We start from the raw sequence: 26,251 nt of genomic DNA, 5'->3' as shown, positions 1-26,251 counted from the left end.
CGGTGAGCAGTCGCGCGCTGCGCCGAACGGTCAGGCAGGCGCGACCAACGGCAGAGGGTTCGGGCGGTGAAAGTCAGGGTTGGCGGAGATCGTCTTCGCGATCGGAGCCCATTCCGAGACGTTCCGGGGCGTGCATCCGCGTGAAGATTCGCGCAATATCTGCCGGTATCTGCTTCGACGACACCTTGCTCACGACGATCATCGTGAGGAACGCCAACGGCACGCTCACCGCGGCCGGGAACGCGAAAATGGCTGCCGGCCAGCCACCGAGGACGTCCTCCGACAAACCACCCAGGACGGCGACAGTAGCGGCAGTGCCCGCAACACATCCACCGACAACCATCCCCGCCCCCGCGCCGACGGCAGTCAGACCGCGCCACCAGATACCCAATACGAGCAGTGGGCAGAGCGTCGACGCAGCGACTGCGAACACCAAACCGACGGTTCTCGAGAGGTCGACCGACACCACCGCCAGCGACAGCACGAGAGGAACGACCCCGGCCAGTAGCGCTGCAATACGGAAGTCTCGAACTCGACCACGGAGAACATCGGTACTGACGACGCCCGCGATGCTGACGAGCAATCCGGACGACGTCGACAGGAAAGCGGCGATGGCACCGGACGCCACGAGGGCTGCCAGCAGTTGTCCGCCCCACCCCGAGAACACCGAGCCCGGCAACAGCAGCACCGCCGCGTCAGAGGTGCCGGTGATCAGAAGTTGCGGGACGTACAGGCGAGCGAAGACGCCGAGGAGTGTCGGAAACAGGTAGAACACGCTGACCAGACCGACAACGGCGAGCGACGTCAGACGGGCTGCCCGGCCGTCGGGGTTGGTGTAGAACCGGACGAGAACATGAGGAAGGCCGAGCGTTCCGAGGAAGGTCGCGAGCATCAGCGAGTACACCTGGTACATCGGGTGCGGCCCACCGAAACCCCAACCCGGGGTGATCCAGTCAGAGTTCTGCGCGGGCGCTCCGGCGACGACGGGGACGGCGGCTCCCGCGTCGAGGACCATGGACATGCCTTCACCGAGAGTGTGCTCCCCCGGCCCCAGGGTCATCGTGCCTTCGACCGCTCGCCCGTCGACTGTGCCGCCGCTGACCGTCACCGGCTCGGACACCTGGACGACGACGTCGGTGGTGATGTCGACGGTCGTCGCAGTGGTGACCGTCGGCGGCATCGACGCGCCGACGTCGTGGTGATCGCCGAAGAAGTAGAAGGTCAGTGCCACAGCGGGAATCGCGACGGCAGTCAGTTTCAGCCAGTACTGGAAAGCCTGAACGAAGGTGATCGAGCGCATCCCGCCGCCGACGACGTTGGCGATGACGATGACCCCGACCGCTACGCCGCCGATCCAACTGGGAACCCCGAGCAAGATATTGAGCGTCAGTCCCGCGCCTTGGAACTGTGGAATCAAATACAGGATGCACACCATCGCGACCACGAGCATCGCGAGCTTGCGCAATCGCGGTGAGCCGAGACGGAACTCGGCGAAATCGGGGACGGTATACGCACCGGAACGCCGAAGCGGCGCTGCGACGAACAGCAGCAGGGCGAGGTATCCGGCGGTGAAGCCGATGGGATACCAGAGTGCGTCGGCGCCGTACTTGGCGACCAGCCCCGCAACACCGAGAAACGAAGCAGCAGAGAGGTACTCGCCGGAGATGGCCGTCGCATTCCACCGCGCGCTGACGGTTCTGGACGCGACGAGAAAGTCCGAGGTGGTACGAGCGAGCCGAACGCCGTAGATTCCGATAGCCACCGTCGCGACAGCTGCTGCCACGATGCCGAGCACCGTCAACACCGGGATAGGTTGTCCTCCCACAGTGCCGCGCTCAGTCGTCCACGATGTCGTTGAAGTCCTGCTCGTTTCGCTCCGCACGACGCACGAACACCCAACCGGTCGTCAACAGCAAGGGATACACGGCGCCGCCCATCACGAGCCAGGGCAACCGGATGCCAAGGACCGCGACCTCCGACAGCGTCGGGAAGAGGTGCGTCAGCAGCGGCACCGCACACAGGAGCCCGGCCGCGACGACGGCAAGGCGAATTGCCAGTCCCAACTGCGCGCGAACGAGACCGCGGATCATGGCGTCACCGACTTCGGTCTGTTCCTGCACCTCCACCCGTGTTCGCACGATCCGTGCGCCACTACGTTGCGCCAACACAACGCGCTCACGCTGAGGAGGATCGGACTGCGACGTCACCGCGACAACCAACTCTGCTTGGGCGCACGAACCAGTCGATCCTTGAGTTCACGGGTGTGTCTGCGACTGACCGGAAGCTCGACGGGAGGCTTGTCACCGTGCGGGCGCAGACAGACCACCAATCCACTGCCTACTGTTCGGATGCCGGTGACCAGCGCCAGAGATACCAGGTAGGAGCGGTGCACACGCAAGAAGCCCGCGTCGGCCCAGCGTGATTCGAGCGTCGAGATCGGGATGCGCACCAGGTGCGACTTTCCAGCGGTGTGCAAACGCGCGTAGTCCCCGTCGGCTTCCACCCACTCCACCGAGGAACGCTGAACGAGCGTCGTGACACCGCCCAGTTCCACCGGGATCACCTCGTCCGTGGGCGCAGCTTCGGGTTTGCTCTCACTCTTGGTGCGCCCGGCCAGCCCCACGATCCGCTGAACGGCCTGAGCGAGACGCTCCTCCCGGAGCGGTTTGAGTAGGTAGTCGACGGCGCCGAGATCGAATGCGTCAACCGCTCGATCGTCGTGCGCTGTCACGAACACCACGGGCGGTGGCGTCGCGAAATTGGAGAGGATGCCGGCCAGTTCGAGACCGTCGAGTCCGGGCATGTTGATGTCGAGAAACACCGCGTCGATGCTTCCACCGCGCAGGATCCGCAACGCTGTCGTCGCATCCGATGCCGTGTGAACGTGCGCCACCGAGTCCTCGGCGCGCAGCAAGAAGGCCAGCTCGTCGAGGGCTGGTTTCTCGTCGTCTACGGCAAGGACGGTCAGCTGGGCATCAGTGTCAGTCTCGTTCACAACAGGTCCATGTTCCCACGACGGTTTCAGCCTGATCATCGAAGGCGAGAATCAGACGTGAATACCCTGCTTGAACTTGGGAACACGCATGCTGACCTTCGTACCGGCACCCGGCGCTGTCTCCACCACGAGTCCGTAGTCGTTGCCGAACGCGGCACGAAGTCTGTCGTCGACGTTGGCCAAACCGACGTGAGCAGCTTCTCGTGCGCTGGGTCGCCCCGATCCCGACTCGATGGCGTCGAGCGAACCGGAGCGCAGTAGTTCGGGGTCCATCCCCACACCGTCGTCCTCGACGCTGATGATGCAGTCCGGTCCCTCGTCCGCAGCCACGATGCTCACGGTCCCGCCCTCCGGCTTACTCGAAATGCCGTGACGAACCGCGTTCTCGACCAGCGGCTGGAGGGCAAGGAAAGGAAGAACCACGTTGAGCACTTCGGGTGCTATCTGAAGGCGGACGTTCAGAGCCTCCCCGAATCGCGCGCGTTCGAGGGTCAGGTAACGATCGATGTTGCGCAGCTCGTCGGCAAGCAGGGTGAACTCACCCGCAGATCGGAACGAGTACCGCGTGAAGTCCGCGAACTCGAGGATCAGTTCTCTGGCCCGCGCCGGATCGGTTCGAACAAACGATGCGACCGTGTTGAGCGCGTTGTAGATGAAATGAGGACTGATCTGTGCGCGCAGGGCACGCACTTCGGCTCGATCCAACAGGGCTCTGGACGCGTCGAGGTCGGCGAGTTCGATCTGACTGCAGGCATATCGTGCCACCTCGGTGACCGCTCCGAGCATTCCCGGCCACGGGTCCTCGCTGGTGACGATTCCCAGTACGCCGACCACGCCGATGTCCTCGATCAGCAGGGGCTGAGCGATCAGCGCTCGCACATGGTGATCGCTCGGTCCGCGCACCAGGTCCGAGTGCGTGACGAGTACCCGGCGTTCGCCTTCGATCGCACGAATGGCGGCGTCGTGGAATTGTTCGGACAACGCTTCGTGACGGCCGTCCCACGCCAACAGGTTTCCCGACGCGTCTGCCAGGCCCAGACCGGAGCCGCCGGTCAGCTCACGTAGGTGAGGCGCCGCCTCGGCGGCCGAATTCTCGTCGAGTCCACGCCGAAGTGGCCGCGCGGCAAGCGAAGCCGTATGGAGAGCGGCATGGACTGCACGTTCGGTGGGGGTGGTCACCTCACGTCTGGTGCGCATCCACACAGCCGTCAGCGCCCCGGCCACTGCGAGAATCAGCACGCTGAGAAGCGCGACCACGGCCGGACTCAACGCGAGTCCTCGTCCAGTTTCCGTATCAGTGTTTTCGGAGCCACCGTGCGGTACGCATCTTCGACGACGTCGGCTACGTCGTTCCAGAATTTCTCGTCCTCGGTCTCGTCGGCACTCGGAACGTCGAGGTACACGCCGATCCATCCCCGGCCACCCACGTACGGAGGGACGAAGAACCTCGACGGGTCACGACTGACCCAATCTGCCTGCGCCCCAGGTGGGGCCGCGGCCCAGATCGCGACGCGATCGTCGTGGTGGTGATCTGCCATGGTGACGAACTGCGGCGCCTTGCGCACGAACCACGACGCTTCACCGTGGCTGACCCGCTCGGTCGCCTCCGGCAATGTCAGTGCAAGAGCGCGGATTCGCTCCAACGGCGTCATCGATTCACGACCCGCAGGTATTCGGTGCCGGAACACCTGCAAATCGATCCTTCACCCACGCGACAGCTCCCGGCACAGCGGCGCCGTCCGCATGACCTTCACCCGGTCGCGCCTGGAATTCGATGACGTCACCGTCGGCGCAGGCGCGTTCGACTGCCGCCTCGGTCCATTCCGGACGGATCAGGTTGTCATTGGTACCGACGACTACGTACATCGGACCGCTCGCGCGTTGACGGGGAAGAGCAACGTCGCTGAGCCACGCGTGAATTCGGTCCGCATCCTCGGCGGTAGCCGGCCGCGTGTCGGCGGGCGTCACCTTTCCGACCAGACCCAACTTCTCCGTCGCCCGAGAGGTCAGGCACGAGGTGAGCAGGTCGTAGTTCTGCTCGAATGCGCCGCGCACGTAGTCGGTTCGTTCGAGGTCCGGATGGGTGAGGGACAGCCCTTCGAGTACATAGGGCAGCAGCAGTTGCTGAGGCAGTGACAGATTCACCTCGGAATCACTCGAGATGATCGGCGAAATGTCCGCTGCCGGGGACAGGTTTGCTGCACCGACGAATTCGAGTCCGTCGCCGTAGGTGTCGGCTTCCTCGGCTGCCGCCCAGGATGCCTGCCCGCCTTGGGACAGCCCCAGAGTTGCCCAACGAGTCGAGGTGTCCGGAACGACGTTGCGCGCCGCTCGAACCGCGTCGATGACGTTGAACGCCGCGGTGTCCGGTTGCAGGTAAGGATGCGGGTCCGGAGTGCCGAGGCCCTCGAAGTCGGAGACAGCGACCACGTATCCCGAGTCGAGGAACGGCGCGACCAGGCCGATCGTGCCGAACAGGGTCGGCGAGGCCGACGGCGCGCAGTCGTCCGAAATACCCGTCGTGCCATGGCCGATGGAGACGATCGGCCAACCGCCCTCCGGCGGAGTTCCAGGCGGCGTGAACACCGTTCCCGACACCTGAGTCTCTCGGCCGTCGATACCGGAGGTGGAGCCGTACAGGATTTTCACCGCGCTTGCTCCGGACGCCGCCACTTCGGCTGTGCTGGTGAAGGGTTCACTGTCGAACACGACGCCACGTTGCGCACTGCTCTCGACCGACGGGATTGTCGTGGTCGAGGTGTCGGTGACGGAGACATCCGGCGAGGCATCCGATCCGCAGCCGACGCTCACGAGAAGTGCGCTCGCCACCACGACTCCCCAGACTGCGCGAACCCTCGAACTCCGAACAGTCATACGCAGTGTTCCCCTCTATTTGCCCGCACCGCTACCTGCTCGGCGACGCCTGACACGTTCCTCTGCTGCGGCCTCTTCGATGTCGAGTCCTTCCAATACGGTACGCAATACCTCGTCGTCGAGATCTCCGTCGTCACGTGCGGCGATCAGCGCAACTCGTTGCGAGCGCAGTGACTGATGCCGGAACTTGTCGAACAGAGCTCCCGCATTCCACAAGGCGGCCTCGCGATCGGCGTCCTCGTCGACCTCCTGGAGTTGAAGCCTCGCCTGCATCGAGCGTCGTACGCGTTCGACGATCGCCTGCAGTTCCTTCCCGTCGATCCCCGGCGGAGGGTGCGCGGCCGCGTCTGCCAACGCCTTCTCTCCCGCCTTGCGAGAAATGTTGCGGGCCAACTCCATCTGTTCCTGCGTGCGCAACTGCTCGTAAGGATCCGCGACGTCGAGGCGACGGATCATGAACGGCAAGGTAGATCCCTGGATGAGCAATGTCCCGACCGCGACGATGAACGCGATCGCCTGGATGACGCCGCGTCCGGGGAACGGCTCGCCGGACGAGAGCGCAAACGGGATACCGCCGGCCGCAGCAAGAGTGACGACGCCGCGCATTCCCGCCCACGAGACCACCAGATTCTGTTTCCACGTCAGTTGATTCTCGCGATCACGGCGCAGGGTTACACCGAATCGCACACGCGAGTAGCTCAGGAACAGCCACACCGGCCGAATCACGATGACAACGGCCAGGACTGCGAGACCGTACGCGAACACGTGAAGCACCGGAAGTCCGTCGGCGACAACATCGTCGATCACGAAGCTCAGCTGGAGCCCCATGTACGCGAAGACGAACATCTCGAGAAGAGTGTCCAGGCTCGACCACACCGAGCGCTCCTGCAATCGCGTCATGATCGACGCGTCCGTCGAATAGTGCCCGATCACCAGACCAGCGACCACAACGGCCAGAACACCGGACGCGTGTAGTTCTTCGGCGGCCAGGTAGGCAGCGAACGGAAGCCCCAACCCCAAGCCGGTTTCCAGTGGAGAGTCGTACATGCGGGCACGAACGAACTTGACGACAAACGCGAGCACCAAGCCGACGACAACGCCGCCGATCACTTCGTACGCGAAGAACAACAGGGGCGAATCGGTGGCAATTCGCGTTCCGGTCACTGCTGCGACGGCGACGGTGAAGAGCGTGAGCGCGGTGGCGTCGTTGACGAGCCCCTCGCCCGTCAGGATGGCTATCACCCGTTTCGGGAGCCCGAGCTTCTGACCGACCGCCACCGCGCTGACGGCGTCGGTCGGCGCGATCACGGCCCCGAGCACCAGGGCGGCGCCGATCGTGAACTCGGGCACCATCCATTCGGCGAAGAAGGCAACCACGAACGCCGTCACCAACACCATTCCGACGCCGAGGCGCAAGATCGGGGCCAAGTTGCGTTTGAAGGTCGCCACCGAGAATTTCAGAGCGGCCGAGTAGAGAAGCGGCGGCAGGACCACACCGAGAATGACGTGGGGATCGAGTTCCGGCCGCGGCATACCGGGTATGAAGGATGCGACCGAACCTACCGTCACCAAAACCAGCGGAGCCTGCAGGTTTCGTCGATTGGACAGCCCGGTGACTGCGATGGCGGCAATGACGACCAGCAGAATCCAGGTGAAGTTCACGCGTTCATTCTGCCCGCCGACCCTGGGAGTTCACCCAGCGGACGCACAGAAGCCCGCAACCTTTTCGGTGACGGGCCCCTGAGCAACGGTGCTACCGAAAAACGGTATGCCGAATCCGGTATTACTGCTTTTCGGGAACAGCCTTCTTGGCGGCCTCAGCTGCCTTGTCGATCTGATCGCCGTACTTGTTGCCGGTCTTGTCGTCGGCGATGTCGGCGACCTTGTCGATAGCGTCGTGAACCTTGTCGGAGTTCTCCGCTGCGAGCTCCTGGCCCTTTTCGACCAATCCCTTGACGTTGTCCAAGAAACCCATGTCCGTGTCCTCTCCCGGTGCTGACGCACATCCTTCGGCGGAATCGTTCCTCCGCGCCCTTCGATTCTCACAGGTCGACGGCCTCTGCGCCAGAAAGCAGGTCCGTGCGTTCGAGCCGTGCGCAACTCGAGGTAGCGTTAACCCGCCAATAGCTGATTGACCACCCATCGACATCGACAGGTGCCCGGTTTGAATGCAGGACTGCGCGGGACGGGGAGCGACCCCTACCCCACGCGTGAACTGCTGTCCCGGTGGTGGTCGGATCGCACCGATTACACCTGGCTCCCCCGATTCCTCGACACTCGCGGGCTGACCGTTCCCGGACGCAAATTAGTCGCGGTGTGGTGTTTTCTCTTCGCCCTGATCGCGGCGACCATGCAGTTGAGCCGCTTCGGTTCCGACACCGCCCTGGCGCGGTCGATCTTCGCCCTCGGAACTATCAGTGGCGCCTATGCGGGCTACCGCTGGGCGCGTAATGAATCGTGGCCAACTTGGCGACAATCCGTGGCCTTTGTCGTCTGGGCCGACCTGTGGCTCGCCGTCACTCTCTTCTTCGCCGTACGCACCGCTTTCGTCGGAACCATCGGCTGCATCTTGTTCATCATGATCGGCTTCTATGCGGCGATAGTTCACAGCCCTCGCGTTGCCATCAGCCACATCGGTTGGGCTCTTGCTGTCTGCACGACGCTCGCTGCCATGGCGATGTCCGAGCCGGTCAACGACGACTGGGTGGTCGTGAATCTCTATCTGATGGTTGCCGGTGTGGTTTTCTCCACCGCATGGATTCTGCAGATCGTCTGGCTGCGCCTGACCGACGACGCACGCAACGCCCACCGGGACTACCTCACCGCGACACTCAATCGCCGCGGACTCCAGGACGAGGCACAGCATCTGCTGCGCAGTGATCGAACGCAGGCTCTGATCGCACTACTCATCGACGTCGACTCGTTCAAAAACCTCAACGACACACACGGCCACGTCGCGGGCGACGACGCGTTGACCGCTGTCGCCGACCGCCTCATCGCTGCCGCCGGACCCGATGCGGTGGTGGCTCGAATCGGTGGAGACGAGTTCGTCGTCCTGCGCGGAGTCGATCGAGGAGATATCGAGCAGGTCGCCACCGAGATACATTCGGCGGTCTCGTCCGACTCCGATCCCTATCCTGTGTCCGCCAGTACCGGCGTCAGCGTCTATCTGAGTCCCGAGACGGACTTACCGGATCGAGCTGTCAACGAACTGATCGAGCACGCAGACAATGCGATGTACCGAGCCAAAAAGCGCGGCGGCGATCGCATTGCCTGGGTGCAGATGTTCAGGCGCTGAAACTACTCACTCACTGTGGGCATGGTGATGCTCGCCGGGCAGGTCGTCGGGCGTCGCGAACATCTTTCGTTTCTCCCCGTGCAGGCGTGCGCTGATCCACCACGAGAGTTCCACGAGTACAACGCCGATCGCGCCGAGGGTGACCGCGAGCGTCGTCGCAGCGACGTTGCTCGGATCCAGCTTGAAGAACTCGCGGGTGAACGGCAGCGCGAACAGGATGAGGTATCCGGCTACCGACCCGCCGATCAGAACGAGCTTCCACCAGACGTACGGCCGAGCCACGACGGCCAGAACCCACACGGCGATCATGATCAACGTGATGAGCGCACTGGTTCCGGCCTGGATCTTCTGGGTTTCCGTCTGGTCCGGGCCTTGGTAAGCCAATACGTAGGAGATGAACGTGGTGATGCCGATGATCAGGCCCGACGGCAACGCCAGACGCATCACGCGCGAGACGAAACCGGTTCGCGCGCGCTCGTTGTTGGGTGCCAGAGACAAGATGAAGGCCGGGATACCGATCGTGAACCACGCTGCGATCGTGACGTGGCGGGGCAGGAACGGGTACGGCAGCGGTTCGAAGTCGAAGACCTGGGACAGGACGCCGGTGATGCCGATCAGGAACGCAAGCACCACCGAGTAGACGGTCTTGGTCAGGAACAGATTCGACACACGCTCGATGTTGCCGATCACTCGGCGGCCTTCCGCGACGACGTATGGGAGCGTCGCGAACTTGTTGTCCAGCAGCACGATCTGGGCCACGGCTCGGGTGGCCGGGCTGCCCGAACCCATCGAGACTCCGATGTCGGCGTCCTTGAGGGCGAGCACGTCGTTGACGCCGTCACCGGTCATCGCGACGGTATGTCCGCGAGACTGCAAGGCCGCGACCATTTCCCGCTTCTGATCCGGTCGCACTCGACCGAACGTCGTTGCTCCGTCGAGAGTGTCCGCCAGCTTTTCCTGATCGCTCGGCAGCTCTCGCGCGTCGATGGGACGGTCGCCGCCTTCGAGTCCGAGGGATCCGGCAACGGCGCCGACGGAAACCGCGTTGTCGCCGGAAATGACCTTGACCGCGACCTTCTGGCTGGCGAAGTACTCCAACGTCTCCTGGGCGTCCGGGCGCACTTTCTGCTCGAGCACGACCAGAGCTTCGGGGGTGACGGTGCCAGGGGCGTCGGCGTCGTCGACGGGGAGGTCGCTGCTGCCGAGCATGAGGACACGAAGTCCGCTCGATCCCACTTCCTCGGCCTTGCGGGCCATTTCCGAGTCGGGATCGAGCAGCACGTCCGGGGCACCGAGTACCCAGTTGCCGTGACTGCCGTACGACTGGCCGCTCCACTTCTTCGCCGAGGAGAACGGCGCCACCGCTGTCGCTTCACCCCACCCGGAGTCGTCGGAGAGAGACTCGCGAATCGCCAGAACGCTCGCGTTGGGGCGAGGGTCGGACGCGGCCATCGCGCTCAACGCGGACTTGACCGCAGTCTCCCCCGATCCACCCGGTGCGACGTCGACCTCGGACAGCCGCATACCGTTCTCGGTCAGCGTTCCGGTCTTGTCCGCGCACACCACGTCGACACGAGCCAGACCCTCGATCGCCGGCAACTCCTGAACGAGGCACTGGCGCTTGCCCAACCGGATCACACCGACCGCAAATGCGATGGACGTCATGAGCACAAGGCCTTCGGGAACCATCGGAACCAGAGCTGCCACCATGCCGTTGAGTGCCGGTCGGATCGGCAGGCCGATCGTGAAGAGCTGATTGAAGATGATCAGCGCACCCGCCGGAATCATCAGGTAGGTGATGAACTTCAGGATCTTGTCGATGCCGCTACGCAGTTCGGAATGCACGAGGGTGAACTTGCTCGCCTCTTCGGCCAGCTTGGCCGCGTATGCATCGCCGCCGACCTTGGTGGCGCGGTATGCACCGCTGCCCGCGGCAACAAAACTGCCCGACAACACTTGCTGGCCACTCGCCTTGTGAACCGGATCGGCTTCACCGGTGAGCAGCGATTCGTCGACCTCGAGTGCAGCCGAACTGACCACCTCACCGTCGACGACTATCTGGTCACCGGATCCGAGTTCGATAATATCGTCGAGCACAACATCTTTGGGCGCCATCGCCACGGCGACGCCGTCACGCCTGACCATGGGCTTGGCCTGACTCACGATGGCCAGAGCGTCCAGCGTGCGCTTGGCGCGGATCTCCTGGATGATGCCGATACCGCTGTTCGCGATGATCAGCAGTCCGAACATGCCGTCGATGATCGAACCCGTCGCGAGCACGATCACCAACAACACGGTCAGGATCGCGTTGATGCGAGTGAAGACGTTGCCGCGAATGATGTCCTTGACCGAGCGGGACGCCCGGTCCGGTACATCGTTGGTTTGTCCCGACGCGATCCGGGCCGCAACCTGATCGGCGGTCAGACCGCGGGCGACGTCGACGTCGTCCGGCAATCGCTCAGGGGCTACCGCCACTGCTGTCTCTTCTGAACTGGTGTGCTCGTGAGCCATGGTCAAAGATTACGCACCCGGAGCAACTAATCAGGGTGCGACTCGACAGGCAACCACGTCCGCGACACTTCGCCGCTCAGCCCAGCGGTATCCACCACTTCGACGGCGGTGTCGGTGACAACGCGTCGATCCTGCCGCCCGGCATCGGGACCGACACTGTTGTGCCCGCATCTGCAGCCGACTCGTCGAGGCGAATGATCGGCTCCGACCACGAGTGAAACGCGAGGTTGAACGTCGCCCAGTGAATCGGGACGAAGACACCGCGCGACCCGTCGCCCTTGTTGAGGTCGATGTGCGTCTGCACTGCCTCTTCCGGATTCATGTGGATGTCCGGCCAGCGCACGTCGTACGCACCGACGGGGAGAAGCGTCAGATCGAAAGGCCCATAGGTTTCACCCAGCTGTTCGAAACGTGATGTGTATCCGCTGTCACCACCGAAGAAGACCCGGTGCTTCGGCCCGGCGAATACCCACGACGCCCACTGGGTCGTGTTCCGGACAAGGCCACGACCGGAGAAGTGACGAGCCTCCGTGCACGTGAGGACCAGGTCGCCGATCTTGGTCGACTCGTCCCAGTCCAGTTCCACGATCCGGTTCTCGGGCACCTTCCAGTGCCGCAGGTGCGCACCGATACCGATCGGCACGACGAACGGAGCGGTCTGTGTACGAGTCAGGGTCTTGACCGTAGCCATGTCGAGATGGTCGTAGTGATCGTGAGAGATGACTATCGCATCCACTGCAGGCAGTTCGGTCAAAGCCACCGGAGTGGGGTGCATGCGTGCGGGACCTACTGTGGCCGAGGGTGATACGCGTTCACTCCACACCGGATCGGCGAGAACGCGGTAGCCGTCGACCTCGACGAGAACGCTCGAATGGCCGTACCACGTCACCGCCGCGTCGCCGGCTGCCGCCGGTGCCAGCGGAGTGGCCAACGGAATCGGCTGACGCGGCCGACCCGTCGACCCTCTCGTAGCCATCGACTTGAACATTCCGACATCGGTGCCCGGAACCAGTGTGCTGCTGGGCTCCGAGTTGTGGAACTGGCGGTCCCGGTATCGCGGGGACATCGCCGCATACGGTTGCACCGTGTTTCGCGAGGCCCCGATCTGCGTCGGGATGCCCCATGCGGCTCGCGCCACCCACCCCGTCGCCGCGGCAACAGCAGCAACTCCGAGAACCGTCGTCTTCTTCATTCAGACGAGCGTAGCCACTATCTGCCCTGCGTGCCCGGCGCCTGTTTTCCCTGCAACCAGCTTTACTTACCCTTGAATACGGGAGGGCGGTTCTCGATGCGGGCAGCGCGGGCTTCCTGGACGTCCTCGCTGAGCCAGGCGGCGTGAAGCGCGTCGAGCTGCTCGGGAGACTGCTCCTCCATGGTGCCGTCGTCGTTGAGAACCATCTTCATGTGCCGCAACGACAGCGGTGCGAGATTTGCAATGCGGTGTGCCCATTCCTGAGCGTCGTCGAGGGTTCCGATTTTGTTGGCGAGGCCGCGAGTGAAGGCTTCTTCGGCGCCGATCTGTTCGATGCCGAGCAAAATGGTGCGCGCGGGACCGCCGCCGACCAGCGACGCGAGCCGACGCATCGTCCACTTGTCCACCGAGACACCGAGGGTGGCGGCCGGGATTCCGAAGCGAGCGCTCGGCGCTACGACGCGAAGATCCGACGCGATGGCCAGTTGCGTGCCCGCGCCGATGGCCGGACCGTTGACAGCGGCAATGACGGGGATGGGCGCCGTGTCGATAGAGCGAAGCATCTCGAACAGGCGATCGGTGAAGCCCTCCATGTAGACGTCGCCGGAAAGGTCCGCGCCTGCACAGAACGCCGATCCCTCACCGGTGATGACGACGACGTGCGCGTGCTCGGCTACCGCCGCGTTCATCGCGTCCCGTATTGCGATGCAGAGTTCGGCGCTGAGCGCATTACGACGCTCGTGACGCTGCAACTCGATGGTCACGACGTTGCCGTCACGGGAGAACCCGATCATGTCCGCTCACTTTCGTTTCTGGAAGGCTCGACACAGGGATGTTCCGAGGCGCCGATACCGTCCGCATACTTCTCTGCAGCTAAGTTCTGTACATCAGGAGGTTAGATTACCGATGAGTACAGACGACCTTGCCGCACAGCAACCACACCCGGTTGACGTGGTGGTGATCGGCGCCGGACAGGCCGGACTCTCCGCCGCGTACTACCTGCGCAAGTTCGGAATCGAGCCCGAATCGGGGTTCGTGGTGCTCGATCATGCGTCGGGGCCGGGCGGGGCGTGGCAGTTCCGTTGGCCGAGCCTGACACTGAGCACCGTCAACGGCGTCCATGACCTCCCGGGAATGTCCTTCGCGGAAACCACCGGTACAGACGCCGAACAGGTGCCTGCATCGGTGGCGGTCCCCCACTACTTCGAACTGTACGAAAAGCAATTCGAACTTCCCGTCCACCGCCCGGTACACACGCGAGTGGTGTGTCCGAGGGAAGAGCGTCTGCGGATCGAGACCGACCAGGGAGTATTCGCGGCGCGAGGCTTGATCAACGCGACGGGGACCTGGGAGCGGCCCTTCATCCCCCACTATCGCGGGGCCGAGTCGTTCCGTGGCCGACAACTGCACACGAAGGACTATCGAACCGCTGCCGAGTTCGAAGGCAAACATGTCGTCGTGGTCGGCGGCGGGATCTCGGCTGTGCAACTGCTCGACGAGATCTCACGCGTCACGACCACTACCTGGGTGACGCGGCGCGAACCCGAGTTCCGCGACGAGCCGTTCACGCCGGACATCGGCCGCGCTGCGGTTGCCATGGTCGAAGATCGTGTACGACGCGGCCTGCCACCGGGATCCGTTGTCTCGGTGACCGGCCTCCCCGTGACGCCTGCCATCCGGGCAGCACGTGAGCGTGGTGTGATGAATCGACTGCCGTTGTTCTCCGAAATTCTTCCGAACGGCGTGAAGTGGGCCGACGGTACCGTCGTCGACGCCGATGTCATCTTGTGGTGCACCGGTTTTCGTAGCTCACTCGATCACCTGGCGCCGTTGCACCTGCGCGGACCGGGTGGCGGAATTCCGATGACCGGGCGCCTCGCCACGCAGGTCGAAGCCGACCCTCGCGTGCACCTGGTGGGATACGGACCGTCGTCGTCGACGATCGGAGCCAACCGCGCCGGCCAAGCGGCAGCGCGCGAACTGACCGCGTACCTGGGAATCGGCGAATGAACAGAATCCTTGTTCCGGGCGAAACCTGCTGGCGCATCGAACCGGCGGACAATCTTGCCTGCATCGTCGACGCCGCTGACTACTTTCATCATGCGAAGTCCGCAATGCTGCAAGCTGAGAAGCGAATCATGTTGATCGGCTGGGACTTCGACACGCGCATCAAACTCGAACCAGGCAAGCAGACTCTCGACGGCCCCAACCGGTTGGGAATGTTCCTCCGCTGGCTCGTCCGCGAGAAACCCGACCTCGAAATCCTCGTACTCAAATGGAACATCGGCGCGTTCACCGCAATCGGCCGCGGCATGACTCCCGTCTTCGTGTCCAACTGGCTGACCGACGAGCGCCTACGGTTCGAGATCGACGGCGCCCACCCGGTTGGTGCGGCGCACCATCAGAAAATCATCGTCATCGACGACGCTCTGGCGTTCTGCGGCGGCATCGACATGACTGTGGACCGCTGGGACACCTCGGATCACGTCGACCGAAACGATTATCGAATCACGCCGAGCGGAAGGCGTTACGGCCCTTGGCATGACGCAACCACGGCGGTCGACGGCAATGCGGCTGCGGCCATCGGCGAATTGGCGCGGGCACGCTGGAAATCCGCAACCGGCGAGGATCTGACACCGGTCAAGAGCACTACGACTCCATGGCCCGTCAATTTGGCTCCCACCTTGCGGGTGGTCGACGTAGCCGTCGCCAGAACATTGCCGGAACTCGGCGAGCGCGCGGAGGTTCGTGAGATCGAGGCGCTGTATCTCGCGGCCATCGCCGGCGCCGAACACACGCTGTACATCGAAAGCCAGTACCTCGCATCACGCACGCTGGCCGAGGCGATTGCCGCGCGTCTACGTGAGGCCGACGGGCCGGAAATCGTTCTGGTCATTCCCCGCAATGCCGATGGATGGCTCGAACAAAAGGCGATGGACGGGGCACGCCACGACCTGCTGCATTTGCTGTGGTCGGCCGATATCCACGACCGTTTCGGTGCGTTTTATCCCGTGACCTCTTCTGGCGCACCCATTTACGTACATGCCAAGGTTCTCGTGATGGACGATCGCCTCCTGCGAATCGGGTCGTCGAATCTCAACAACCGTTCGATGGGCTTCGACACCGAGTGCGACATCGCCGTCGAATCCGACGACGACGCAGATGTCGAGTTGCGCGCCTCGATCATCGGATTGAGGCGCCGCCTACTCAGCGAGCACCTCGACGTCACCGAGGAAGAAGTCGACGACGCGTTGGGCGAGCAGTCACTGTTGTCGACGGTTCGCGCTCTCTCGACCTCCGACGCTCGCAGTCTGCGCGAATTCGACCGGAACACAGTCGACGGCGAAGACCACGTGCTCGCTGAAAATGCACTGATGGATCCCGAGCGCACGCCGCCCAGACTGAGCGATCGAATCGAAGGATTGCGCCGCCTGCTCGGCAAACGCTGAGACTCTAGAACACGCGCACGCAGTGCCCGGTTGCCAGCGCGAGTTCGACGAGCGTTGCACCGTGAACACTCGGGACGAGCGCGAGGAGAAACGTATCGCTGTCGCTGTCGAGCCAGGCAAGTGAAACGCCCGTATCGGTGATGTTGTCGCCGATACGGGCGAGAAGCGATTCGAGTCCAGCAGCTCGATCGAAGGCCACGACAAGACTGTCCGCCCACTCCCACGATCCCGCCGGCGCCGACGTGAGCACTCGCAGCTGACCCAGAACCTCGGCAGCATCCTCGTTCCAGTCCACCCAGACCAGGCGTTCTTGTTCGTGCAATGCGTCGACGAGAGCAAACCACGCCATTTCCGGGTGTGGCTTCTCGAGCGTCTGTGAGTACAACTCGTTCTGTACTTCGACATACCGTTCCGGTTGGTCGATCGCGAGAGTCACACGATCGATGACAACAGCGCTGTCAGGGGCGAGCAGTTCGGCGATCGCGCGCAACGCGTCGCGAGCAGTTCCACTCACTATGGCTCCAAGTTCAATTCGGTCATCGGTGCGGTTTCCACATTCTGACATGCGTGTGCGCCTCGTTCGGACGTGTCCTCGATGTCGGGACACGAGCCAGATGCTTGCCGTGAGTTCCACGAATTCCCGGGCAGCACTGCTCACCGAGCTACCAAATTGGACTATCCGGCTATCCCATTCGCCGCACTTGTCCGTTTACCCTTTCACCTGGCCTTACAATCCGGATATAGTCATCGGCGATCCAAGAAGCCAACTGGGATGTAGCGAGCCAGCGAACAGTCTGTTACCGTTCAGCTAACTACCCCTTCTGGTCAAACCGGATCGAAGGGGTTCGGACAATGACCCACGGGGGGTTGACGTGAAGGGGCCATGTTCCGCATGAAACACGATTCACACACGACAACCTCTTGGTGGTCGATCGGCGAATGGCGCCTGGGATGGAAGGTCATCGCCGTTCTCGCATTGCCGATGATCGTCGCCGTCGTCCTCGGAGCCCTTCGCGTTCAGACGGAACTCGAAGAAGCCGCACAGCTGAGTTCCTCGTCCGAGCGCGCCCTCGCTGTGCCCGCCGCGATCAATCTCGAATCCGCGCTGTACGAGCTCGCCGAAGCCGCATCGGCACGCACTGACACCGGCCCCGCCACACAAGCGGTTTCGGACGCAATGGATCAACTGGTCGACGCCGCGCGCGCGTTCCAGTCCGACGACGACCTCAACGACCAAGTGACTTCGGCGCTCGCAGAGAGCCGTTCCATCACGGAGGAGGTCGCCGCCGGCGCGGTGGCTCCCGCACGCTTGGTTTCGCGGGTCGGCGAAGTCTCGCGCGCACTCTCGAGCACCTTCACCAGCGTCGTCGAGCATTCTCAGCGTCCGGCGCTGCGCGAAGAGGGTGGCCGACTCTCAGCACTCTGGGATGCGCGACGAGCACTGGCCGAACAACGAATCCTCTTCGGCTCAGGTGATCCGGACCAGCAGGCTCGTACCTCGATGGTCAGTGCCGCCGGTGCCGAACTGGTCGCTCTGAACAACATTCTCGCCATCGACGGGAGCAACGACACCGTCCGGACCCTCAGCAACTCTGCTCAGAACCGGATCAACGCACTCGGATCAACCCCGTCGACCTCTCCTCTGGGGAGCCGCGTCGGTACCGATCTGAAATCCGGAAACGACCAGTACAACAGCCTGACCGACACCACCGTCACCGAGTTCGGCGATACCGTCACCGCTGAATCCAATGCAGCACGAACCGCAGCACTTCGTGACACTGCAATCGTGCTCGGCGCGGTCCTGCTGGCACTGGCCATCGCCCTCGTCATCAGCCGATCGCTCATCGATCCGATCCGTCGGCTGCGATTTGCCGCATTGCAAGCAGCACGACGCGGACTCCCCGACGCGATCGAACGAATTCGCGCAGGTGCCAGTATCGACGACGTCGACTTCGCCCGTGTACCGATCCGCACCCACGAGGAAATCGGCGAGCTTGCACGCGCGGTGGACGACATGCACGGTCAGGCCATCACGCTGGCCGGCGAGCAGGCCACCCTGCGGCGCCAGGTCAACGACATGTTCGAAACGCTGTCGAGGCGTAACAAGTCCCTCGTCGACCAGCAACTCGGTTTGATCGAACAGTTGGAGCAGGACGAAGACGACCCTCGTCGCCTCGAGAATCTGTTCCGGCTCGACCACATCGCCGCGAGAATGCGTAGAAACGGCGACAACTTGTTGGTTCTCGCCGGAACCGATGTACGCCGCGCCAGAACCGCCCCCGTCGCTCTCGGCGATATCCTTCGTGCGGCGGTATCAGGCGTCGAGGAATATCGACGCGTCGAACTCGGGCAGATACCGCCCGGAGTCGTCACCGGTCATGCTGCCCCGGACGTCGTTCACCTCATCGCTGAACTGCTCGACAATTCTCTGCGGTACTCCCCGCCGGAGACCACCGTCTCCATCAACGCTGCCCGCACCATCGACGGCTCCATGATCGTCGAGATCGCAGATCTCGGTATCGGCATGTCGCCTGCCGATATCCTCGATGCCAACGAGCGCCTCGCCGCCGGCGGCGAGATGAGCGCGGATACAGCGCGTCGCATGGGTTTGTTCGTCGTGAGCCGAATCAGTCGTCGCTACAACATCTCTGTGCGCCTGCGCCCGACGGCAACGTCGTCGACGCACAGCGGCATCACCGCAACGGTGCTCCTACCGACGTCGATACTCGATTCTTCTCGGGGACCCGAGATCCGCACGCCGCGAACCGGACCCGTGCCCACGCTCGATCGGACTCCGCCGCCCGCACCGTCTGAACCGTCCTGGTCACAGCCCGTTCCGACCGAATTGGCACCCCCGCGGCCTGCGACCAGAAGTTTCGCAGATCTCCCGCGTCGAACGCCCAGCAACAGCACCGACCGGACTGAGACGTTCGCCCCGATCACACCGCAATCCATTCCCACGACAACAGCCCCTTCGGGGTTGCCACGTCGCACTCCGGGCACAAGTGGAGTACCGGCGGTCAGTACCTCGACTCCGACCACTGCTGCACCCGCCACCTCGGTGTCGTCCTTCGCTCCTCTGCCCGATCCCGAAGGCACAAGCGCATCGACGTCCCTTCCCGTGCGTACTCCTTCGCCGGAATTCACCTCGCCGGCACAGGGTCCCGAGATCCCGGTGGGTCCACACCCGTCGACAACCCCGCCGCCACGGCACCGGCTCTCACCCCCGACGCCGACAAACACTGCGGCGTTCTTCTCCTCGCGCACCCGTGACGGGCTCTCTGCTCGCGCATCGACGCGCGCTGACGGCGCGGGAGACGGCAACTCGAACGGCGTACTCGCTGTCCCGACCACGATGCCGATTTTCGCCCGGATGGTGTCCGAGTGGCTCGTGGACCCGACGGCGGAGACGTCAGCTGCTTCCACCGGCAGTGCGTGGACCACCGACGCGGATCAAGGCTGGCTGGCCGCTCGGACCTCGTTCGAGATGCCGGTCACCAAGATCGCCGATTCCGGACTTCCCATTCGAGACCGCGGAGCCCGCCTGGTTCCCGGTGCCGTCGGGAGAGGTGGAACGACACAGCGCCATGCATCCAATCCGGCGGACGTCCAACGTGGTTGGAGCAGTTACCAATCCGGAGTACAACGAGGGCGTCGGCGCGCTGCCGACCATCAGCCCGATGGCGGACAGTCTTTCGAAGCGTCCACGATGTTGCACAACGATGAAGGAGAACAGTGAACACTGTCGGAGCCCAAGAGACTCCCCGCGCACTCGACTGGCTGGTATCGGCTTTTGCCCGAGACGTGCCGGGTGTGAGTCACGCGATCATCGTCTCAGCCGACGGGTTGTTGACGGCCTCGAGCACACATCTTCCGCTCGACCGGGCCGATCAATTAGCCGCTGTCACTTCCGGACTCGCCAGCCTGTCCGCGGGGGCGTCACGCCTCTTCGACGGTGGAGCCGTCATGCAGTCCGTCGTCGAGATGGAGAACGGCTACCTGCTTCTCATGGGCGTCGGTAGTGGCGCTTACCTTGCCGCCCTCGCTGTCGCCGGATGCGACATCGGCCAGATCGGTTACGAAATGGCGACTCTCGTCGATCGCGTCGGGACCACCATGGACATTGCCCCGAGAACATCGCAGGGTATTTGAGTTCGATGCCTCACCATCAATCCGAGTACGACGACGCCGAACCGAGCTTGGTCCGGCCGTACGCGCTCACCGAAGGTCGGACCCTGCCGTCCATCGACCTCCCACTCGAAGCGATCATCGCGACGATCGAAGACGTGGTCTCGAACAATCTTGCACCGCAGGATATTCGTGCATCGATCGTCGCACTCTGCGAGCAGCGGATCTCGGTTGCCGAGATCGCTGCCCACCTGGGTGTTCCGATCGGAGTCGTGCGGGTACTGGTCGCCGACCTCGTAGTAGCCGGATCACTGGAAATACATGCCACTCTGCGAAGCGACGCATCTCGAGTCGAGCGACGCGAACTGATCGAAAGGACCCTCAGTGGACTTCGGGCACTCTGACTCATCGTCTCGCGTGAAATCGACAAAAATCGTGATCGCCGGGGGTTTCGGTGTTGGCAAGACAACACTTGTGGGGACCGTCTCCGAAATCGTCCCCCTTCGCACGGAGGCCATGGTCACCGACGCCAGCGACGGTATCGACAATCTCGGATCCACTCCCGACAAGAGCACCACGACGGTCGCGATGGACTTCGGGCGTATCACTCTCGCCGACGACCTGGTCCTCTATCTGTTCGGAACCCCGGGACAGCGCCGATTCTGGTTCATGTGGGACGACCTGATCACCGGTGCGATCGGTGCGGTCATTCTGGTCGACACGCGTCGCCTGGAAGACAGCTTCGCCGCAGTCGACTTCTTCGAGGCGCGAGGCCTCCCGTTCATCGTGGCGGTCAACCGTTTCGACGGCGCACCAATCCATTCGGCGAGCGATCTCCGCCAGGCGTTGGCTCTACCCAACCGGGTTCCCATGATCGAGATCGACGCCCGAAACCGCGAATCGGCCAAACGCGCGCTGATCGCCGTCACCGAATACTCCCTCGAACGACTTGCAGCTGAAGCAGTCGTCTAGATGAATCACCAGATGCGAATCGTCGCCGAAAGGAACTGGCATGTCGGATGAAATGCACCATTTCTCGATGGGAATCTGGCTGCTCGGACTCGCCTACGTCGTGTCCGTGGTCGGGTCGGTAGTCGGCCTGGCGTGCACCAGGCATTCAGCGTCGGCGACGACAACCGCCACACGCATGCGATGGCTCGCCATGGCTGCCTTGTCGATCGGTGGCGTCGCCATCTGGCTCATGCATTTCATCGCCATGCTCGGCTTCGCAGTCCCCGGCAGTCCCATTCGATACAACCTCGGATGGACCGTGATCTCCGCGATCATCTCAGTAGGGGCCGTGTTTGTCGGCCTGCTGATCATCGGGACCGAATTTCGCTGGACGCGGCTTCTGATCGGGGGCGTGGTAACCGGTCTCGCCGTGAACATCATGCATTACACGGGTATGCGCGCCTTGCGCTTTCAGGGCGAGATCCACTACGACCTGCTCTTCGTTGCACTGTCGGTTCTCATCGCAGTCGTCGCCGGAACCGCTGCACTGTGGTTCACCATGGTGCTCGAGTCCACGATTCTGCGTTTCGTCGCCGGAATCATCATGGGCATCGCCGTCGTCGGTATGCACTACACCGGAATGGCCGCTGTCGAGGTTGTTCACGACGCGGCAGCCCCGGCGCCACAGGGACTCGAAGTGTTCTCATTCCTCTTCCCTGTCTTCGTTCTCGGCCTGCTGGCGTTGGCAGTTCCGATTGTCGCAGTGCTGACAGCACCCAACCGTGCGACGGCACGAATGGAATCCGCCGCCGACGATCTGGCGTTCGAAGCACGAGAGTTCGCGATCTCGAACTGAGCAGAGTACGGGGCGAGTTCACGTAAATCGACAACGCCCCGTACATTTCGGGGATGGTGGATGCCGGACACAACCCCCAGCCATCGACCCGCGCAACGCTCGTCGTGATCGGTGGTTTGCCGGCCACCGGCAAGTCGACGATCGCGCGGGCGCTTGCGCAGCGTCACCAAATCCCCTTCGTGCGGATCGATACCATCGAACAGGCGCTGATCCGCAGCGGTATAGCTGACGCGTCCGGGACCGCTGGATACATCACCGGGTACGCGCTCGCCGCCGAACAATTGCGACTGGGACTCTCGGTCGTGGTCGAATGCGTCAACCCCGTCGAGGCGACACGAAACGCCTGGTCCGCTACCGCACAACATAATTCGGCGCGCCTGCTCGGTGTCGAGGTCATCTGTTCGGATCCCGACGAGCATCGCAGACGCGCTGAACGGCGAGTCGTCGACATCCCGGATCTCGTACTACCGACCTGGCAGGAAATTCTGGATCGAGACTACGAGCCGTGGACTACGGAACGGCTGGTGCTCGACACCGCAATCATGGACTCCGACAGTGCAGTACGACGCATCACAGCCAAGATGCTGTAGCGTGCGAGCTGCTCACAAGGTGAGAACGAAGAATGCGCTGTTCGGGTCTTCGCGGTAGTTCCCGAACGGTGGACAGGGCACGAACCCGAATTTCGCGTACAACCGGCGAGCTGGATCGAAGAACTCTTGCGTACCGGTCTCCAATTCGAGTTGCCGGTAACCTCGTTGTCTCGACTCGTCCACGACGTGTTGAAGAAGTCGCGTTCCCACGCCACGCCCCCTTGCTGCCGATGACGTTCGCATCGACTTGATCTCGCCGCCCGCCGACGACCGTTCCTTGAGTGCGACGCAACCGAGTAACTCGTCACCTTCGCTCCACAGCGTCCACATGGTCACAGAGCTATCCATCAGCCCCGTGACGTCCAGCGCGTGAACGCTGTCCGCGGGCGAGGTCGCGTGCATGTCGGCGAGATGTTCGGTGAGTAGAGCACGGACCGCATCCCGACTCAGGTCGTCAATTTCGATTCGCACAGATCCTCACTGTCCTCTTCGCTTCCGGCAGTACCGAATGAAAGTATGACTGTCCTTCACTTCGCCGAAGGCTTGGCCCGAACGTGGATGCGTTCTCCTTGGGGGCCGAACAGACTCAGTACCTCGACCGGGCCGCGCCCGTCACTGCCGAACCAATGCGGGTTTCGGGTGTCGAATTCAGCAGCTTCACCCGTACCCATCACGATGTCGTGATCGGCCAACACCAACCGCAACCTCCCCGACAGCACGTACAGCCATTCGTAGCCGTCGTGCACTTGGGGATCCGGTTCCGTCTGGCTTGCCGGGATGGTCATCTTGAATGCCTGCAACCCACCCGGTTGCCGAGTCAGCGGCAATACCGTTCGCCCACTGACGCTTCGAGGCGCACTCTGGATGCGTGGATCGGCGACCTGCGGTGCCGCCACCAGTTGGTCCAACGGCACTTGGTGGGCAAGCGCGATCGGAAGCAGCAACTCCAAGCTCGGGCGACGCTCCCCCGCTTCGAGCCTCGACAGGGTGCTCTTCGAAATACCGGTGGACTCGGACAGCGCTGTGAGCGTGACGTTCCTCTGTGTACGAATGCGTTTGAGGCGCGCGCCGATCTGCGAGATGGCGGCATCGATGTGCGGACCGTTGACATTCATGGTGCCGAGTCTGACGACGATTCCCAGAAATGGCAACATTAGTTGCTGATGAACCTCCTCCGCTAGCAATCTGTGCTCATGCGAACACACACTGAAACTGAGATCCTCGACGCCGTGATCGTCGGCGGTGGCGCCGCCGGACTCAGCGCAGCCCTGGTGTTGGGTCGTGCTCGGCGATCGGTCGCCGTCATCGATTCCGGCAAACCGCGCAACGCACCGGCAGCACACATGCACGGCTTCCTCTCGCGCGACGGCATGGCGCCACGTGAGTTGCTCGCCGTCGGACGCAGCGAATTGCAGACGTACGGAGTGGAATTGACACAAGATGACGTAGTCGACATCTCCTGGCGCGGTATCGAACCCGGCTTTGTCGTCGAACTTTCAGGAGGCACGACGCTCGAAACTCGTACTGTGCTGGTTGCCACCGGTCTCCGGGATTCACTCCCGGAAATACCAGGCATCCAGGAGCTTTGGGGACAAAGCGTGCTCCATTGCCCGTACTGCCATGCGTACGAGATCAGCGACCAACCGATCGGCGTTCTCGGCGGCGACGCTCGCGAGATGTCACTTCACCAGGCGTTTCTACTCCGACAGTGGTCGTCGGATGTGACGTTCTTCCCCGACAAGATCTCGCTCACCCCCGACGAACGCGCGCGACTGGCTGCCCGAGGAGTGACGGTTGCCGACGGATCGGTATCTGGATTGGTCTGCGAGAAAAGCAAACTGAAAGCCGTCGAACTCGACAACGGCCAACTTGTTGCGCGCTCAGCACTGTTCGTTGCGCCGCGTTTCGTTCCGAACGACGCACATCTGACGCGACTCGGCTGCAAAACCAGCCCCACGGGATTCGTGGCTGTCGATCGTTCCGGCGCCACCAGTGTTCCTGGTATCTGGGGCGCCGGCAACGTCGTCGACCCTCGCGCCCAGGTAATCAATGCTGCGGCGGCAGGTTCGACCGCGGCAATCGCGATCAACGGATATCTGGTCGAGCAAGATGTCGAATCGGCTCTTCGTTCGACCGAGCCGGAAGGGGGCTTCTCGGCGACCGTGGAGCAACGCGTCTGCGAGTTGAACGGCGGCAGCGCCCTCCACGGCTTGTGACCGAGGCGTCTACGTCGCGGGGCCGCCGTGCAACTTCTCGTAGGCGGCCTTCTCGGCGTCGTGGCGCGAGATCTTCTTCGGGTTCTCGAGGTCGGAAGGCAAACCGTGACGCTCGAGGCGGCGCGACCTGTTCTGAGCCATGTAGGAGACCGAATAGAACAGTGCCAGAAGCACTCCGAGCAGCACCATCGATGCCCGCAGGGCCCACGGTCCGGGGAAGAGCATGAAGGCCGCGAACACTGGAATGAACGGCACCATGCTTCGGATCAGGTGACGCGGCACGGCCCAGTCACCGATCAGGTCGTTTCGTACCCAGTCCTGCATCGAATCGGGCAGTTTGCGCCCCACTGAATAACCCAACCACTGAAGAGGATTCGGGCTCGTACGTTGCTTTTTGGAAGTCACGGAAGTCACCTGTTCGGTACGCATCGACGGTACTGACGCAGTCATCACGTTTCTTTCGGATGCAGTCATCACATTTCTCTCATTGGTCCAAGGCTCCGGCGCGGAGCGCGGCCTCGTTGACCCGCGTCAGAACATTGTGGAGTTCTTCGAGTTCGGCGAGGCTGACGCCGAGCTTCGCGACAACCGCCGGCGGGATCTTCTCCGCCTCCGCGCGCAGTGCCACACCGGCTTCGGTGAGGTCCACGTCCAGTTGCCGTTCGTCGGCGCGGCTACGGGTTCGCGTGATCAGCCCGGACGCCTCGAGTCGCTTGAGGAGCGGCGACAGCGTCGGCGAATCGAGTTGCAGTGCCTGCCCGATTTCCTTGACCGCCATCGGCGACTTTCCCCACAGTGCCAGCATCACCAGGTACTGGGGATGCGTGAGGCCCATCGGCTCGAGCAGTGGCCGGTAGACGGACAGCACCGCCCGGTTCGCGACCGCAAGTGCAAAGCACACCTGCCGGTCGAGAGCCAGCGGATCATCCATCTGCGTCTGCGGAGCCTTCGTCGTCATGAATCCGATGTTATCAGATTAATTAGTGCAGCAACTATTATTGCACTAATCAATCTGGCGACGATCGTCACTCTTCTCCAACGTCGACGTGGGTTGCCCGGTGAGACCCACGTGCGCTTCCGCCCTCATTCGCTCCACCATGTGCGGGTAGTGCAGCTCGAACGCCGGACGCTCACTGCGGATGCGCGGCAACTCGGTGAAGTTGTGACGCGGCGGCGGGCAGGTGGTTGCCC

At 63.0% G+C, this 26,251-nt stretch carries 26 protein-coding genes and 1 pseudogene; 10 read left to right on the top strand and 17 right to left on the bottom strand.

Going from position 1 to position 26,251, the window contains the following annotated elements:
• Positions 1–73: 73 nt before the first annotated feature.
• The 8 genes from RWT78_RS11670 to RWT78_RS11635 form a co-directional block, all read right to left on the bottom strand.
• Positions 74–1,825 carry a cation acetate symporter gene (locus RWT78_RS11670; protein WP_030534942.1) on the bottom strand — a complete coding sequence of 584 codons (1,752 nt, stop codon included), beginning with the start codon at positions 1,823–1,825 and terminating at the stop codon, positions 74–76.
• 10 nt (positions 1,826–1,835) lie between these two features.
• Positions 1,836–2,207 carry a membrane protein gene (locus RWT78_RS11665; protein WP_003939880.1) on the bottom strand — a complete coding sequence of 124 codons (372 nt, stop codon included), beginning with the start codon at positions 2,205–2,207 and terminating at the stop codon, positions 1,836–1,838.
• Positions 2,204–2,995 (bottom strand): LytTR family DNA-binding domain-containing protein, encoded by a 792-nt coding sequence (locus RWT78_RS11660; RefSeq protein ID WP_003939723.1) that lies wholly within the window; start codon positions 2,993–2,995, stop codon positions 2,204–2,206. The genes RWT78_RS11665 and RWT78_RS11660 overlap by 4 nt, the downstream gene beginning before the upstream one ends.
• 51 nt (positions 2,996–3,046) lie before the next feature.
• Positions 3,047–4,264: a sensor histidine kinase gene (locus tag RWT78_RS11655; RefSeq protein WP_030534943.1), complete on the bottom strand. Its 1,218-nt coding sequence runs from the start codon at positions 4,262–4,264 to the stop codon at positions 3,047–3,049.
• Positions 4,261–4,647, bottom strand: coding sequence for an MmcQ/YjbR family DNA-binding protein (locus RWT78_RS11650; RefSeq protein WP_314675744.1), 387 nt, complete (start codon positions 4,645–4,647; stop codon positions 4,261–4,263). The genes RWT78_RS11655 and RWT78_RS11650 overlap by 4 nt, the downstream gene beginning before the upstream one ends.
• 4 nt (positions 4,648–4,651) lie before the next feature.
• Positions 4,652–5,869 carry a lipase family protein gene (locus RWT78_RS11645; RefSeq protein ID WP_287980070.1) on the bottom strand — a complete coding sequence of 406 codons (1,218 nt, stop codon included), beginning with the start codon at positions 5,867–5,869 and terminating at the stop codon, positions 4,652–4,654.
• 15 nt (positions 5,870–5,884) lie between these two features.
• Positions 5,885–7,531: a Na+/H+ antiporter gene (locus RWT78_RS11640; protein ID WP_314675740.1), complete on the bottom strand. Its 1,647-nt coding sequence runs from the start codon at positions 7,529–7,531 to the stop codon at positions 5,885–5,887.
• 121 nt (positions 7,532–7,652) lie between these two features.
• Positions 7,653–7,844 carry an antitoxin gene (locus tag RWT78_RS11635; RefSeq protein WP_003940164.1) on the bottom strand — a complete coding sequence of 64 codons (192 nt, stop codon included), beginning with the start codon at positions 7,842–7,844 and terminating at the stop codon, positions 7,653–7,655.
• A 180-nt stretch (positions 7,845–8,024) separates the two neighbouring features.
• On the opposite strand from RWT78_RS11635, the gene RWT78_RS11630 reads away from it, so the two are divergent.
• Entirely contained in the window at positions 8,025–9,167 is a 1,143-nt protein-coding gene (locus RWT78_RS11630; RefSeq protein ID WP_003940053.1) for a diguanylate cyclase, read from the top strand.
• A gap of 6 nt (positions 9,168–9,173) precedes the next feature.
• Here RWT78_RS11630 and RWT78_RS11625 read toward each other — a convergent pair whose 3' ends face one another.
• The 3 genes from RWT78_RS11625 to RWT78_RS11615 form a co-directional block, all read right to left on the bottom strand.
• Complete coding sequence (locus RWT78_RS11625) at positions 9,174–11,678, bottom strand: cation-translocating P-type ATPase (protein ID WP_314675734.1); 2,505 nt, start codon at positions 11,676–11,678, stop codon at positions 9,174–9,176.
• 76 nt (positions 11,679–11,754) lie between these two features.
• Positions 11,755–12,870: an MBL fold metallo-hydrolase gene (locus RWT78_RS11620; RefSeq protein ID WP_030534946.1), complete on the bottom strand. Its 1,116-nt coding sequence runs from the start codon at positions 12,868–12,870 to the stop codon at positions 11,755–11,757.
• 62 nt (positions 12,871–12,932) lie between these two features.
• Complete coding sequence (locus RWT78_RS11615) at positions 12,933–13,664, bottom strand: enoyl-CoA hydratase (protein ID WP_003940192.1); 732 nt, start codon at positions 13,662–13,664, stop codon at positions 12,933–12,935.
• A gap of 112 nt (positions 13,665–13,776) precedes the next feature.
• On the opposite strand from RWT78_RS11615, the gene RWT78_RS11610 reads away from it, so the two are divergent.
• Positions 13,777–14,880 (top strand): NAD(P)-binding domain-containing protein, encoded by a 1,104-nt coding sequence (locus RWT78_RS11610; protein ID WP_314675732.1) that lies wholly within the window; start codon positions 13,777–13,779, stop codon positions 14,878–14,880.
• Positions 14,877–16,319: a phospholipase D-like domain-containing protein gene (locus tag RWT78_RS11605; RefSeq protein WP_065351271.1), complete on the top strand. Its 1,443-nt coding sequence runs from the start codon at positions 14,877–14,879 to the stop codon at positions 16,317–16,319. Before RWT78_RS11610 ends, RWT78_RS11605 begins: the two co-directional genes overlap by 4 nt.
• 4 nt (positions 16,320–16,323) lie before the next feature.
• Here the strand turns inward: RWT78_RS11605 and RWT78_RS11600 are convergent, their stop codons facing one another.
• Positions 16,324–16,833 (bottom strand): hypothetical protein, encoded by a 510-nt coding sequence (locus RWT78_RS11600; protein ID WP_030534948.1) that lies wholly within the window; start codon positions 16,831–16,833, stop codon positions 16,324–16,326.
• 378 nt (positions 16,834–17,211) lie between these two features.
• On the opposite strand from RWT78_RS11600, the gene RWT78_RS11595 reads away from it, so the two are divergent.
• From RWT78_RS11595 to RWT78_RS11570, 6 genes are read left to right on the top strand one after another with little or no spacing between them, the layout of a single operon-like run.
• Entirely contained in the window at positions 17,212–20,058 is a 2,847-nt protein-coding gene (locus tag RWT78_RS11595; RefSeq protein ID WP_276116218.1) for an ATP-binding protein, read from the top strand.
• Positions 20,055–20,471, top strand: coding sequence for a roadblock/LC7 domain-containing protein (locus RWT78_RS11590; RefSeq protein WP_003940329.1), 417 nt, complete (start codon positions 20,055–20,057; stop codon positions 20,469–20,471). The genes RWT78_RS11595 and RWT78_RS11590 overlap by 4 nt, the downstream gene beginning before the upstream one ends.
• A 5-nt stretch (positions 20,472–20,476) precedes the next feature.
• On the top strand, positions 20,477–20,851 hold the full coding sequence (locus tag RWT78_RS11585) for a DUF742 domain-containing protein (protein WP_003939996.1): 375 nt from the start codon (positions 20,477–20,479) through the stop codon (positions 20,849–20,851).
• Positions 20,832–21,419 carry an ATP/GTP-binding protein gene (locus RWT78_RS11580; protein WP_003940118.1) on the top strand — a complete coding sequence of 196 codons (588 nt, stop codon included), beginning with the start codon at positions 20,832–20,834 and terminating at the stop codon, positions 21,417–21,419. The genes RWT78_RS11585 and RWT78_RS11580 overlap by 20 nt, the downstream gene beginning before the upstream one ends.
• 40 nt (positions 21,420–21,459) lie before the next feature.
• A complete protein-coding gene (locus tag RWT78_RS11575; protein ID WP_003939865.1) occupies positions 21,460–22,254 on the top strand; it encodes an MHYT domain-containing protein in 795 nt (264 codons plus the stop codon).
• Positions 22,255–22,307: 53 nt separating this feature from the next.
• The gene (locus RWT78_RS11570; protein ID WP_003940554.1) at positions 22,308–22,844 is read left to right on the top strand and encodes an AAA family ATPase; all 537 of its coding nucleotides are present in this window, start codon (positions 22,308–22,310) and stop codon (positions 22,842–22,844) included.
• Positions 22,845–22,856: 12 nt separating this feature from the next.
• Here the strand turns inward: RWT78_RS11570 and RWT78_RS11565 are convergent, their stop codons facing one another.
• Together RWT78_RS11565 and RWT78_RS11560 are read right to left on the bottom strand one after the other, a co-directional pair.
• The gene (locus RWT78_RS11565) at positions 22,857–23,315 is read right to left on the bottom strand and encodes a GNAT family N-acetyltransferase (RefSeq protein WP_042451126.1); all 459 of its coding nucleotides are present in this window, start codon (positions 23,313–23,315) and stop codon (positions 22,857–22,859) included.
• 56 nt (positions 23,316–23,371) lie between these two features.
• On the bottom strand, positions 23,372–23,998 hold the full coding sequence (locus RWT78_RS11560) for a helix-turn-helix domain-containing protein (protein WP_003940282.1): 627 nt from the start codon (positions 23,996–23,998) through the stop codon (positions 23,372–23,374).
• 33 nt (positions 23,999–24,031) lie between these two features.
• Between RWT78_RS11560 and RWT78_RS11555 the strand changes: the two genes are divergently transcribed.
• Positions 24,032–25,060 carry an NAD(P)/FAD-dependent oxidoreductase gene (locus tag RWT78_RS11555; protein ID WP_070160662.1) on the top strand — a complete coding sequence of 343 codons (1,029 nt, stop codon included), beginning with the start codon at positions 24,032–24,034 and terminating at the stop codon, positions 25,058–25,060.
• Between the two features lie 9 nt (positions 25,061–25,069).
• Here RWT78_RS11555 and RWT78_RS11550 read toward each other — a convergent pair whose 3' ends face one another.
• The 3 genes and pseudogenes from RWT78_RS11550 to RWT78_RS11540 all read right to left on the bottom strand — a co-directional run.
• The gene (locus tag RWT78_RS11550; RefSeq protein WP_042451127.1) at positions 25,070–25,489 is read right to left on the bottom strand and encodes a DUF5313 family protein; all 420 of its coding nucleotides are present in this window, start codon (positions 25,487–25,489) and stop codon (positions 25,070–25,072) included.
• 55 nt (positions 25,490–25,544) lie between these two features.
• Positions 25,545–26,018 (bottom strand): MarR family winged helix-turn-helix transcriptional regulator, encoded by a 474-nt coding sequence (locus RWT78_RS11545; RefSeq protein WP_003939892.1) that lies wholly within the window; start codon positions 26,016–26,018, stop codon positions 25,545–25,547.
• 45 nt (positions 26,019–26,063) lie between these two features.
• Positions 26,064–26,251 (bottom strand): annotated as a pseudogene (locus RWT78_RS11540) (cytochrome ubiquinol oxidase subunit I); the annotation flags it as partial.

The sequence above is a fragment of the uncultured Rhodococcus sp. genome (genome assembly GCF_963525155.1).
GTDB lineage: Bacteria > Actinomycetota > Actinomycetes > Mycobacteriales > Mycobacteriaceae > Rhodococcus_F > Rhodococcus_F qingshengii.
Note: the sequence above shows the minus strand (reverse complement) of the source record. Positions and strands in the feature narration are given on the sequence as shown.